The 12996-nt window shown below is 51.8% G+C and carries 10 protein-coding genes; 5 read left to right on the top strand and 5 right to left on the bottom strand.

Going from position 1 to position 12996, the window contains the following annotated elements:
• Positions 1–19 precede the first annotated feature (19 nt).
• From DESMU_RS02660 to DESMU_RS02640, 5 genes are read right to left on the bottom strand one after another with little or no spacing between them, the layout of a single operon-like run.
• On the bottom strand, positions 20–298 hold the full coding sequence (locus tag DESMU_RS02660) for a hypothetical protein (RefSeq protein ID WP_013562054.1): 279 nt from the start codon (positions 296–298) through the stop codon (positions 20–22).
• Positions 298–1428, bottom strand: a complete 1131-nt coding sequence (locus DESMU_RS02655) for an ABC transporter ATP-binding protein (protein WP_013562053.1) — start codon at positions 1426–1428, stop codon at positions 298–300. Before DESMU_RS02655 ends, DESMU_RS02660 begins: the two co-directional genes overlap by 1 nt.
• The gene (locus DESMU_RS02650) at positions 1391–2512 is read right to left on the bottom strand and encodes an ABC transporter ATP-binding protein (protein ID WP_013562052.1); all 1122 of its coding nucleotides are present in this window, start codon (positions 2510–2512) and stop codon (positions 1391–1393) included. The genes DESMU_RS02655 and DESMU_RS02650 overlap by 38 nt, the downstream gene beginning before the upstream one ends.
• 5 nt (positions 2513–2517) lie before the next feature.
• Positions 2518–3354 (bottom strand): carbohydrate ABC transporter permease, encoded by an 837-nt coding sequence (locus DESMU_RS02645; protein ID WP_013562051.1) that lies wholly within the window; start codon positions 3352–3354, stop codon positions 2518–2520.
• Positions 3351–4271 carry a carbohydrate ABC transporter permease gene (locus DESMU_RS02640; protein ID WP_245526477.1) on the bottom strand — a complete coding sequence of 307 codons (921 nt, stop codon included), beginning with the start codon at positions 4269–4271 and terminating at the stop codon, positions 3351–3353. Before DESMU_RS02640 ends, DESMU_RS02645 begins: the two co-directional genes overlap by 4 nt.
• 115 nt (positions 4272–4386) lie before the next feature.
• On the opposite strand from DESMU_RS02640, the gene DESMU_RS02635 reads away from it, so the two are divergent.
• The 5 genes from DESMU_RS02635 (at position 4387) to DESMU_RS02615 (ending at position 12991) form a co-directional block, all read left to right on the top strand.
• On the top strand, positions 4387–5799 hold the full coding sequence (locus tag DESMU_RS02635) for an ABC transporter substrate-binding protein (RefSeq protein ID WP_245526476.1): 1413 nt from the start codon (positions 4387–4389) through the stop codon (positions 5797–5799).
• 31 nt (positions 5800–5830) lie between these two features.
• On the top strand, positions 5831–7057 hold the full coding sequence (locus DESMU_RS02630) for a Gfo/Idh/MocA family protein (protein WP_013562048.1): 1227 nt from the start codon (positions 5831–5833) through the stop codon (positions 7055–7057).
• Between the two features lie 192 nt (positions 7058–7249).
• Complete coding sequence (locus DESMU_RS02625) at positions 7250–8395, top strand: MFS transporter (RefSeq protein ID WP_013562047.1); 1146 nt, start codon at positions 7250–7252, stop codon at positions 8393–8395.
• A gap of 52 nt (positions 8396–8447) precedes the next feature.
• Positions 8448–11348, top strand: a complete 2901-nt coding sequence (leuS, locus tag DESMU_RS02620; protein ID WP_013562046.1) for a leucine--tRNA ligase — start codon at positions 8448–8450, stop codon at positions 11346–11348.
• Between the two features lie 308 nt (positions 11349–11656).
• Positions 11657–12991 carry a dihydroorotase gene (locus DESMU_RS02615; RefSeq protein WP_013562045.1) on the top strand — a complete coding sequence of 445 codons (1335 nt, stop codon included), beginning with the start codon at positions 11657–11659 and terminating at the stop codon, positions 12989–12991.
• Positions 12992–12996: the final 5 nt, after the last annotated feature.

The following is a 12996-nucleotide window of genomic DNA, read 5'->3' as shown; positions in this document are numbered from 1 at the left end:
AGCATTCAGGGAAGAATGGTTAACCTACTAGCAGTGGAGCTAGCTTTATTGAGAGCAGTATGAATGATGCCACTACGAGCAACACTATTGTAAGCGTGAGTGCATACCTGAGGAGGAACCTAGTGCCGTGATAGCTGGTCGGCGTAAGCGTGGACGCCACGTACAGTGTGGTTGCTGCCATTAGAACATACCATCCCCATGTGTAGGCATCCCTGCTGAAAGGTTGGATTATTAATGCCAACCCTATCAAGCCAACTATTAGGAGAGTTTTTTCGATGAATCCCCTAGAGGTCTTCATCACTTGTCACCCTCAGATAGTTCTATGATCCTTCCTTCTGGATCATAGAGCCTAATGTATGAGTCACGGATGCGTACGTAGACTTCCTCACCCACCTTGGGCGATAATTCCTCGAACCTCTTCGTATCCATGACCACCTTGAACTCTTGCCCACCCGCTTCAAGCGTGATAATGTAGCGTGTTCCAAGGAACTCTATCACGCTTACTCTGGAGGCAAAGCTCACCCCGCCGCCTCCACTGTGCCTTGATACAATGGCATTCTCGCCTCTGAATCCCAGGAGAACTCTGTCAAACCCTTTCTTCCTTAAGACTGCTGCCATATCCCTGTTCACATAGATCGCTGAACCCCCTATGGCTAAGCCCTCCCCACTAACCTGTACATCTATGAAGTTCATCCCGGGCTCCCCTAGGAACCAGCCGACATAGGTGTTCACGGGGTTATTGTATATTGCATCTGGCTCTCCAACCTGCTCCACTCTCCCGAAGCTCATGACCGCTATTCTATCGGCCAGGGTTAGTGCTTCGACCTGATCATGCGTTACATATATCACTGTTTGACCGAGCTCTCTCTGCACCCTCTTCAACTCGCTTCTCATGATTATCCTGCTCACGGGATCCAGTATTGTCAGTGGCTCATCAAGCAGGTATAGGTTGGGCTCCCTGGCCATAGCCCTAGCCAATGCCACCCTTTGCTTGTCAGCCACGCTTAACTTGTTAACGTGAAGATTCAGTTTATCTGATAAGCCAACTACCTCGGATATTTTTCTAACGCGTTCATAGATCTCCTTTCCCTTATACTTTCTCGATTTAAGTGGAAGGGCTATGTTCTCGTAGACCGTGGTTGGGTAAAGTGCGTAAAACTGGAACACCATTGCAACATTTCTGTATTCAGCTGGGTAGCCGGTTACATCAACCCCGTCGAAGAAAACCCTCCCCGTCGACGGCTTTTCGAGGCCGGCTATTATTCTGAGCAGGGTGGTCTTGCCGCAGCCGCTTGGGCCGAGGATAGCGAAGAATTCACCGCTCCTGATGAAAAGGTCTATGCCTTTCAGGGCCTCCACCTTCCCAAATTTTTTCGAGACGCCCCGTATCTCAACCGAGACCACTATCATCCTCCTCCTCAGAGTCACTCCCTGCGAACACTATTGTGTTCGATAGATCTATGCATACCTCTACCTCGTCCCCATACTTCAAATCCATGAGGGTGAACTCGGCTGGGTGCATTAGGCATTTAAAGATGCGGTCTGCCTCCGATGCATAGACTATGTACTCGCTCCCCCTGTACTCGGCACCAATGTACTTAGCTTTGATTCCCAGCCCTTTACACCCCCTGCTAGACCTAGAGATACTGCATCCATCAATGTATGAGGCGAGCGTGGCTTTTTCGATGCCTCTCCCGAGAATCAATTCCAATAGTTCACGCGGCAATGAAAGCCTCATTCTATTAATGCCCTCCACGACAAGCTCGCCGCCTCTCCACGCCACCTCGAGCTCGTTTAGTAGTCCCCCTGTGAGATACCGGGAGAGCCAGAGGCCCTTTGGCCTCCTGTATATGGTGAGTGGGTCTCCAACTTGGTATACTTTCCCCCAGCGGATGACAATTATCTTATCGCCGAGGGACAGCGCGTCGAGCGGGTCGCTTGTCGCTAGTACTATGGTTTTACCGAGTGCTTGCTTGAGCTTCTTAAACTCTGTTCTTAGGGCGTGTCTTATCTTCGCGTCGAGGTTGGCGAATGGTTCGTCAAGTAAATATATTGAGGCATCCTTAGCCAACGCCCTCGCCATAGCAACACGCTGCCTCTCGCCGCCGCTAAGCTTGTCGGCCTTCCTCTCGAGAAGATGCTCTATTTTGAGTACCCCGGCCAGCTCTCGAACCCTCCTATCTATCTCTTCAGGTGTTTTCTTAGCGGCAATAAGGGGCGACGCTATATTCTCGTAGACCGTTAAATGTGAGTAGAGGGCCAGGGTCTCAAACATCATTGAGACAGGTCTCTGTGAAGGAGGTTTATCATCTATTGACTCCCCGTTCAGTAGGATGCTTCCTTCATCCTGCCTTACGAGGCCGGCAATAATCTTCAGCAGTGTAGTCTTCCCGGAGCCAGGTGGCCCCAGTATAACGCATAACTCGCCCTGGTCTATGTGAAAGGAAACATCGTCGAGTATCTTCCTATCATTGTAACTCTTTGAAACTCCCCTGGCTTCCAGTAGAACCATGCACTTCACCTCTTAACGGTTCCGAATGTTAAGCCTCTCAGTATGTATCTCTGCAACCAGAACACTAGGAGTACTATGGGGAGAATATACACTACTTCTATGGATGCAACTCTCCCCCAGTTGAAGCCTCTCTCCCCCCTGATACTGCTCAGCAATACTGAGGTGGGCTTGGTCTCAATGCTACTGAGCAACAGTGCGAACAGGAATTCATTCCACACGGCTATCGCTGCGAATGCTGCAGAGGCAGCGAGCCCAGGGGTTATGGAGGGTAGGGTTATCTTGAACAATATGTACCATGTTGAGTGCCCATCCAGTATCGCAGCTTCATCTATATCTCTTGGGACATCATCTATGAAGCTCTTGATCATCCACAGGCTGAGTGGTAGGGTCATCATGGAGTAGACTAGTATCAAGCCCAGATAGGTTCCCTTTAATCCCAAATTATAGTACATTACGAAGATTGGTATTACAAGGGTTATACCGGGCATCATTCTAGTTGACAGTATATAGAACATTAGGAGGTTCTTACCCCTCATGTTAAACCGTGAGAACGCGTAGGCTGCTAGCACAGCGAGCAGTAAGGCTATGCCTGTCCCACCAGCAGTTAACACTATTGAGTTCACTATCGCTGAGAACGCACCGTAGTTATATGCCTCCACGAAGTTCTCCAGTGTGATTGCTGCAGGAATGAATAGGTTACCATACATATCCCACCTAGGTCTGAAAGCTATGGAGAACATGGCGTAAACTGGGAGCAACCATATGGAGGTGAGGATCAATAGGAGGAGGTATCTCAACACCTTCTTAACCCGGTAGCCTGTTAAATCCCTTACGACGCTCATCTCTCCCCACCACCCATCAGGTAGTGCATGAAGAGGTTCGTGGCGAAGATGACTATTACGAGCACCAGGTAGCTGAGGGCTGTTGCAGAGCCGAAGTCCCATCTCTCGAATGCGAGCTTGTATATGTGAACCGATATCAGCTCGGTGGTTGTACCAGGGCCACCCGCTGTGAGAACGTACACTGTGTCGAAGGTCTTCAGAGAATCCATGAACCTGAATATCAATGCTATGGCGAGCATAGGCTTCACGTAGGGCAGTATCACGAATCTGAAGACATATCTGAACCTTAAGCCATCTACTCTGCTTTGCTCTACGAGATCCTGCGGTATAGCGCTTATGCCAGCCATGATTAGAAACATCACGAAGGGCGTCCATATCCATGTCTCAACCAATATAACCATTAACATCGCATATGGGACCCCGATGGGGGATAATTCATTACTGAACCACAATGGGCTCACGCCGAGGTGCGAACGCAGAAACTGGTTGACAGGACCAAACATCTCGTCGAAGAGATACCTGAATATTAACGCTGATGCCACCGGGGCAATCATTAGTGGAATTGTCAAGGCTGTTATAACAACCTTCCTCCCCTTAAATTCGCCGAACAACAGCAGTGAGAACAGAAGTGCCAGCCCGAATTGAAGGATCAGACTATACCCTATGAAAACGCCTGTCTTAGCGAACCTGTCCCATGTCTCCTGGCTGGTGATCAAGTTGGCGTAGTTGCTTACCCAGACGAAATTTGGTTTTTGCCTGATAATAAGCGAGAAACTATAGAACGATAATCCAAGGCTCCAGACCAGTGGAAATATGTTGAACAACAACAATAGCATGAACGCGGGTAACACTAGGATCCAGGGGTTGGCATTTCTACCTCTACCGGCTTTAATCATGGATAACGCCCGCTGTTTCATGGTATAGTTATGGGGTCAGAGTTTTTAAATGTTTATGGAATGCGTGGCACTTTAAGTCTACATTGTGTAAGGTAAAGTTTATATATTCTTGTAAACAATATATTTCGGCGTGGAAATGGTGGGATCAATGAATAGAAACCTATTGATAGCTATAGTAGTTCTCGCCATAGTAGTTATTGGGGGCGTAGCATACTATCTAAGCACGCAGCAACCTAGGAAAGAAGTCACGATAGTTGTGTTAAGCCCTGAGTGGGAACCCGGCAAAATACTTGAGCAACTCTCAGCAAACTTCACCTCTTATGCGCAGGAGAAGCTCGGATACCCTGTGAAGGTGGTGTTTGATTTCACGCCCTGGGGAACGTACTATCAAAGGGTAACCAGCATAGTTACCGCTAGGAGCTCTGAAGCCGACATAATATTCTCCGACAGCCAATGGCTGGGCGAGCTATTTGAGGGAGGACATATCATAGACCTAACCGACTGGATCAATAACGACCCCGATATGAAGGCGGCTACGCAGGACACATACGAAAACCTTGTTAAATTCTACATGACGTATCCACAGGGAAGCAACAGGTATGTGGGTGTGCCCGGCTATGCTGATGCCGTGATGCTCCTCTACTATAGGAAAGACTTATTCAACGACCCCGTGGAGAGAGCTAATTTCAAAGCTAAGTACGGGTATGATCTCCCTTCAACACTAGAGGACTTCAAGAGACTTGACTGGCTGCAGTTAAAAGATATAGCGGAGTTCTTTACCAGGAGGGCTGGTGAAACCCTTGCAGGCCAGACGCTTACCGAGGACTTCTACGGTATAACACTAGTTCTATCCAGGGACTACGACTACATATCGTGCTCATTCCTAAGCATGTTCTGGAGCTGGGGTGCAGAACTATGGAACCCTTCAACCATGGATCCAAGGAGCTACATTAACAGTACACAGGGAGTTGAAGCATTACAGTTCCTCCACAATCTAACCAGGTATATGCCTCCATCCCCTGCAACATATGATTACGACAAAGTGATAACTACTTTCGCACAGGGCAAGGCAGCTATGACCGTCCTATGGCCCAGTATGGCTCCAGCACTCTTCGATCCAGCTACATCCCGCGTATCCGACAAGATCGGCGTTGCTATCCTACCTCAGCACAACGGTGTGAGATACATTACCCTCGGAGGACAGCCACTAGTCATCTCATCGTATAGTAACCACAAGGAGGAAGCTAAATTATTCATCAAATGGTTCTACACCGTTGCATATAAGGATTACTCGTTGAGAGTGGGCTTCACAGCTAGGAAATCAATAGCGCAAAGCAGCGACTTTGTAAACAGCAAGCCGTGGGCTAGGGCGTTCGTGGAGTCTCTGCCCTATGCAAAGGACTTCTGGAACATCCCCTTCTACGGTAGGATGCTCGAGATACAGCAGAAGTACTGGAACATGGTTGTAGCCGGCCAAATAGATCCTAAGACAGCTATGGACAAGATCGCAGAGGAGCAGTGGGGTGTTGTACAACAGTTCAAGAAGTGAGAGAGCATATAACTAGTACAAGGTGGCAGTGATGCTACGAGTAGGCTTCGTGGGCAGCGGCTTCGTTGCAAGATTCCATCTAAGAGCCTTCGCCAGCGTTCCAAACGCCATCGTGTCATCCGTGTACTCGCCGACAGGCAGACGAGACCTAGTAGCATTAGCCAGGGAAATAGGGTACCCTGAGCCAAGTGTTTACAGCGATCTAAGGGAGATGCTACGCAAGGAGAAGATTGACGCACTCTGGATACTCACGCCGAATCACACTAGGCTCGATGTGACAAGAACCATAGTTGAAGAGGTGACACAGGGCAGCAGTGTGAAAGCTGTCGCATACGAGAAACCTCTTGCCAGGAACCTCGAGGAGGCTGCTGGAATCTTGGAACTAGTGAGGAAAGCCGGCCTACTACACGGGTACCTGGAAAACCAGGTGTTCGCACCATCTGTTGTCAGGGGACGGGAGATAGCTTGGAGAAGGGGTGCAGCTCTCACCGGTAGACCATACTTGTCTAGAGCAGCCGAGGAACACGGAGGACCCCATAGTCACTGGTTCTGGAACCCAGCGTACTCCGGGGGCGGTGTGCTACTGGACATGGGTTGCCACAGTATTGAGGCTGGCAGATACCTACTCTCTGAACCCGGAAAGAACTATAAGGATTTGAAACCGGTTAAAGTAGTAGGCTTCACTGAAACACTAAAATGGCGTAGGCCGCTCTACGTGGAGAAACTGCTCAAGGCTCACGGTGTCGACTACCGTGTGATTCCAGTGGAGGACTATGCCAGGGTGGTTATCACTTACGAGGCCGAGGACGGTACGTTGGCTGTAGCAGAGTCGAGCAACGCGTGGAGCTTCGTGGGGCCAGGACTCAGGCTTACCTTCGAGCTCTTCGGACCCGAGTACTACATGTCTATCAATACGTTGCAGCCAGAGCTCTTTGTATTCTTCAGCAGGGAGGTAAAGGGTCCTGCAGGCGAGGATCTAGTTGAGAAGCAGGCAGCCGAGCAGGGATTGATGCCGGCACTACCCGATGAGGCATTCGCGTATGGATACATATACGAGGATCAAGAGTTCACCAGAGCGTTTGCGGAGAACAAGACACCGCGTGAAAACCTCTTCCACGCTGTTGAAGTAATGGAATTGTTGATGGCTGCATACAAGTCGGCTGAGATAGGTGAACCAGTGAAGCTACCCGATCCCTCGCTGAGGGAATATAGGCCACTGCCCTACAGGAGAGCACTTGAAGAGCATGGCGGGAAATAGCATTCCATAACCTAAGCCCTTCTTTTCCCTAACACCCGGGCTCTACTGCGGGCCTGGGTGAGATTTTATACTCCCAAAGCCCTGATATTATTCTCCACCATGCCTTCTCCTCGAGAACCATCTACCCGCATTAACGCATACATCTTTTTTTTAACTGTTCCACGCATCGCATGTATGAAGTGGTGGCCTTGTATGAGTAGCAGGTTGCTTACGGTGTTCATTATCCTGGGGCTTGTCTCATTGTTCGCCGACATGGCTTATGAGGGTGCTATCTCGGTGAGGGGGAGTTATCTCAGCGTTATCGGTGCCCCGGTTATTGCAGCCGGGTTAGCCGGCGTCGGCTGGCTCGCGAGTTATGGATCCAGGTTTCTCAGTGGTGTTGTAAGCGACTACTTCAGGAGGCCCAGGGTGCTCTGGCTACTCGTGTTCACAGGGTACTTTGTGAACGTTATTGCTATTCCTTTACTGGCGTTTACACGTAGATGGGAGCTCGTGATAGCCCTCATAGTGTTTGAGAGGCTGGGGAAGGGGTTGAGGGCGCCGGCGAGGGATGTAATCCTGGCTGAGGTGAGCGAGGGTATGGGTAAGGGACTCGGCTTCGGGATCCATGAGGCCATGGATCAGGCTGGAGCCGTGTTAGGCCCGTTGATCGCCTCCCTTATCCTGGCGTCGAGTAGTCAGGATTACTCAAGGGTTTTCACAGCCCTAGGGGTTCCGGGAGCGGTCGCAGTGATCCTTGTAGCGGCTGCATGGTTCCTCTACCCGTCTCCGAAATCCATTACTGCGAGAGGGGTGGGCGTCGGCTTCAAGGGCCTTACCCGTGGCTACTATGTTTACACATTAGGGTTCATATTCTTCGGCCTAGGCCTAGTGTCCTGGGATATAGTGGGCTACTATGCGAGGAGCACTGGGTTCACAGGCGACTATATTGCACTCCTCTACACTGTCGCAATGCTGGTCGACGGGGTGCTTGCAATCCCCTCCGGCATCCTCTACGACAGGGTTGGAGTGAGGAGCGCAGTGCTAGCGCCCCTCGCAGCCGCCGTTGCAGGCGTACTGCTACCGCTCCTCCAGGTGAACCCGTTTATACCAGTGGTGGCATGGGGGCTTGCCATGGGTGCCTACGAGACGAATGTAAGGGTGGCTGTAGCCGACCTCGTGCCACGCGAGAAGAGGGCGTTCGCCTATGGATTATACGGGCTTGCCGAGGGCCTAGCCGTCTTCACGGGGGGCATTATCCAGGCCGGTATACTTGGCTCAGCAGGTATCCAGGCGCTAGCCATCTACATCGCCGTGGTGGAGCTACTGGGTGCAGCCGTGTTCACAGTGGTGAGGTAGGGTTTTAAGCATGTGGCCTTGTTTTCATAATGTGACTGGAGGCGCGTGAAGGGTGAGTGCCGAAGGGTTCCTCGAGTGGCTGAGAAGTATTGAGGCGAAATGGCAGGCCAGGTGGAGGGAGAGCAGGGTTTTCCAGGCTGATCCAGTGCCCGGGAAACCCAAGTACTTTATAACCGTGCCATACCCCTACAGTAATGCACCGCTCCACATAGGCCATGGGAGGACATACACTATGGGCGATATTGTTGCAAGGTATAAGAGGCTGAAGGGCTTCAACGTCCTCTACCCGATGGCCTTCCACATAACCGGTACACCGGTGCTAGCTGTTTCAGAGATGATTGCACGCGGCGAGGAACGCGTGGTCAACATGTATAAATCCTACATAAAGTACTACGTGGACGATGAGTCAAGGGTTAACGAGATACTGGAGTCATTTAAGAACCCGTTGAACCTCGCAGTCTTCTTCGCTGAGAGAATACAGTCGGACTTCGACGCCCTAGGCTACAGCATAGACTGGAGGAGGAGGTTCCACACCGGTGAACCAATATACAACAGGTTTGTGACATGGCAGTTCATGAAGCTCAGGGAGAAAGGCTTGATCACCACGGGAGACCACGTGGTGACATACTGCCTCCTCCACAAGCAGCCTGAGGGAGAGGACGACATACAGGACGCCGACGTGAACCCGGTGGAGGTACTCGAATACACGGCCGTGAAGTTCCATGACAGGGAGAGAAACGCCTACCTCGCTGCAGCAACACTAAGGCCTGAAACAATCTATGGCGCCATCAACATATGGGTGAACCCTGCCGCGAAATACCTCGAGCTACTCTGGAGAGGGGAGAGGATCATAGTATCGGAGAAAGCATACGTGAAGCTCCTCCACCAGCACCCGGAGGATGAGATCAGGATCGTGGCAGAGATGCAGGGAAGGGAGCTGGTGGGTAGGAGAGTTGTCTCACCACTGGGCAGGGAGCTCATAGTGCTTCCAGCCGAGTTCGTGGATCCCGATAACGCTACAGGCATAGTTTACAGTGAGCCAAGCGACGCCCCCTACGACTATGTAGCCCTCCAGGAGTTGAAGGCTAGGAGAGAGATGCTGAAGGAGTATGGTGTGGACCCAGGGGTGGTCGACGCCCTGGAGCCGGTGAGAATCATAGAGGTACCAGGGTTAAGCGACCACCACGCCAAGGTAGCCGTGGAGAAAGCCGGGATCACTAGTCAACTAGATGCACGCCTAGAGGAGGTCACCAGGGAGGTGTACAGGGAGCAGTACTATAGCGGCGTGATGATTGTAGACGACCCGGTGCTTAAAGGGGTCCCAGTCAAGGAGGCCAGGGAAATAGTGAGAAGAAGGCTTCTCGAAGCTGGGCAGGCCTTCACGTTCTACGAGTTGAACAGGAAGGCCAGGTGCAGGGCGGGCGGTGAGATCATAGTGGCCAAGATAAAGGGGCAGTGGTTCCTCGACTACGGGGTCAAAGAGGTTAAGGAGAAGGTGAGGGAGTATATTGAGAGAGAGCTCACGGTGATCCCGGAGAAGTATAGGAAAGCCTTCCTAGACACACTTGAATGGCTTGACAAGAGGCCTTGTGCCAGGAAGAGGGGTATAGGCACTCCTCTCCCATGGTCGCCCGAGTGGATTATCGAGAGCCTCAGTGACTCAACAATATACATGGCGTTCTACACGGTGGTCCATAAGATCAGGGAGAACGGGGTGAAACCAGAGCAGTTGACCCCGGAGGTCTTCGACTACGTGTTCCTCGGCTTAGGCGACCCAGTCGAGGTATCGGCGAGAACCGGGATACCTCTAAGAGTGCTTGAAGAGATGAGGTCTGAGTTCACCTACTGGTACCCTGTAGACCACAGGCATACATCCATACCCCATATAAGCAACCACTTATCCTTCTACATAATACATCACGCAGTCATCTTCCCCCGTGAACACTGGCCCAGGATGATAACCCTGAATGAGACGGTTATACGTGAAGGCGCCAAGATGTCTAAGAGCAAGGGCAACGTGATACCTTTAAGAGATATAGCTAGACTCTACTCAGCGGATCTCTTCCGCCTATACATATCGTGGGCGGCCAGCCTAGACAGCGTGCTAGACTGGAGGGAGAGAGACGTCGCAGTGGTAGCGGACTCGCTTAGGAGGCTTGTGGAGCTCGCTAAAACGGCTTTAAGCACTGAGTGCAGGAACACTGGACTAGACGACCCGGTTTCCACATGGTTCATAGACCGCTTCAACCAGCTTGTGAAGGCTGCATCAGAGAGCATTGAGCACATGGAGATACGTGAATACGTGCAGAACTCGCTCTTCAACGTGCTCTCCCTGGTCGACAAGTACAGGGATATTGCGGGTGAGAAGTATATCTGCGGCGTTAAACAGGTGTTAAGAGACTGGATCACAGTGTTAAACCCGGTGATACCGCACATAACAGAGGAGATACATGAGTTAATGGGCGGCAAGGGCTTCCTCTCACTCAGCTCCTGGCCGTCTCCAAGGGAACCCGTGAACCCTGAGGTAGACGCGGCCGTGGACAACGCTATCATGCTGCAGGAGGATATAAGGGAGGTGGTCAGCCTACTGAAGAAGACTCCTTCAAGAATATACATTATTGTCGCACCGGAGTGGAAGAGGAAAGTAGCCCTTGAAGCGTTGAAGGGGGGATCCCTGAAGGAGGTCGTTGACTCCATGAGAACCACCTACGGGTTGAGGGGTAGGGAGGCAGAGATCGTAGAGGTCTACAACTACTTCAAGAAGCATCCAAACGAGCAGGTGAAGAACGTTGCAAGCCAGCTCGAGTACAGTATCTACAAGTACATGGCACCATACTATTCACGTAGATTCGGCGTCGAGGTGGAAGTGCTCTGGGAGGATGAAGCGAGGAGCAAGGGGATTCCGAAAGCTGAGAGAGCGCTGCCCCTGAAGCCCTCAATATTTATTGCATAGCGTCCGTTCGCTGTTTGCCCCTAGATAATCATCTTCATCTCTTCATGTTCACTCATATCCAGGGGCTTCCGCCTCGTCCATACCTCACGGGCCATCGGTATGGGGTCATGGGTGGCGGTCGAGCCCAACGTCACGGGGTCCCCCTCCATCTACAGGTAACCCCGCAGGGCTTGGAGCAGCGGGTTCCAGCACGCGACGGCGTCCCTGCGCCAATACTCACCGCCCTTACTGCACCTATCAACCCTTTAATCCACTGCTTTAAAAGCATTGGATCATTAGATGAAACTAGTGGTTGCAGAGGTGGTAGTTTGCCTACCCTGTTGATCAAGAACGCTGGCATACCGCTGTCCTCAGGCGACATCGTGGAGGCAAACATATATGTGGAGGACGGCGTGATCACCTATGTAGGTAAACGGGAGGCACAGGCCGACGAGGTTCTCGACGCCGGCGGGAGGATAACGGTACCAGGCGGCATAGATATACATGCCCACATCTATGATCAAGCCTACGCGGGGAACGAGGACTGGGAGACCGGGAGCCTTGCAGCCGCCTTCGGGGGTTTAACCACGGTTGTCGACATGCCGCTGAGAACCATTGTGGATAATGAGAGGGTTCTCGAGGAGAAGCTCGAGGAGGCCAGGAGAAACAGCTACCTGAACTATGGGGTCATAGGTGGCTTCATAAACGAGAAGAACTACACGGTTATACCTGAGCTCGCCCGCCGCGGTGTCAGACTCTTCAAGTTCTTCACCTGCAGGCCCTTCAAGATAAGTGATGACGCACTACCAGAGGCCTTTGAACACGTAGCCATAGCCAACGGTGTTGCAGTAGTGCACGCCGAGGACGAGGCATTAATAGGCTACTGGGAGAGAAAGCTGTCAACCCAGAACACTATCACCGCCTACCATTCAAGTAGAACCGGGAGCACTGAGGCGTCCGCAATATACAGGGTTGGATACATAGGGCTGGATGTCGGTGCAAGAGTACACATAGCACACCTCTCCAGCAGGGAGGGGGTTGAAGCAGTTGCAAACCTGAAAAAGAAGACAAGCATAACCAGCGAGGTGACCCCGCACCACTTGTTCTTCACGAGGGAGGACTCAGCCAGGTTCGGCGCATACCTCAAAGTAGCCCCTACACTCAAGAGCATTGAGGACAGGGATGCCCTCTGGAGAGGCCTGGAGGCAGGCGTCATAGACGCGTATGTAAGCGATAACGCCCCGGCTCCCCGCAGCATGAAGGAAGTCAATGTCTGGGAGGCGTGGGGAGGCGTCCCCAACCTAGAGGTGATGATGCCATTCCTCTTCACGTATGGAGTGCTCCAGAGGCGTCTCTCCCTTGCAAGATTCATAGAGGTCACAGCGAGGAATCCCGCCAGGATACTCGGAGTCTACCCGTTGAAGGGAGAGCTAGCCGTCGGCAGCCACGCAGACATAGTTGTCCTTGAAACCGGGAGCCCCAGGAAGATCACTGCTTCAACACACCACCATAAGGTTGACTGGACGCCATGGGAGGGGATGGAGCTCTATGGACACCCCTACCACTTGATAGTGAATGGGAGTGTACTCATAGAGGGGCGTGAACTAGTCGGTAAGAAAGGCCTCGGCATATACATAGGGGAGCTGAAGCCTAGGAGGAGGTAGTGTTG

It is taken from the genome of Desulfurococcus mucosus DSM 2162, from assembly GCF_000186365.1.
GTDB lineage: Archaea > Thermoproteota > Thermoprotei_A > Sulfolobales > Desulfurococcaceae > Desulfurococcus > Desulfurococcus mucosus.
The sequence above is the reverse complement of the archived record's forward strand: the minus strand, read 5'-3'. Positions and strand labels throughout refer to the sequence as shown.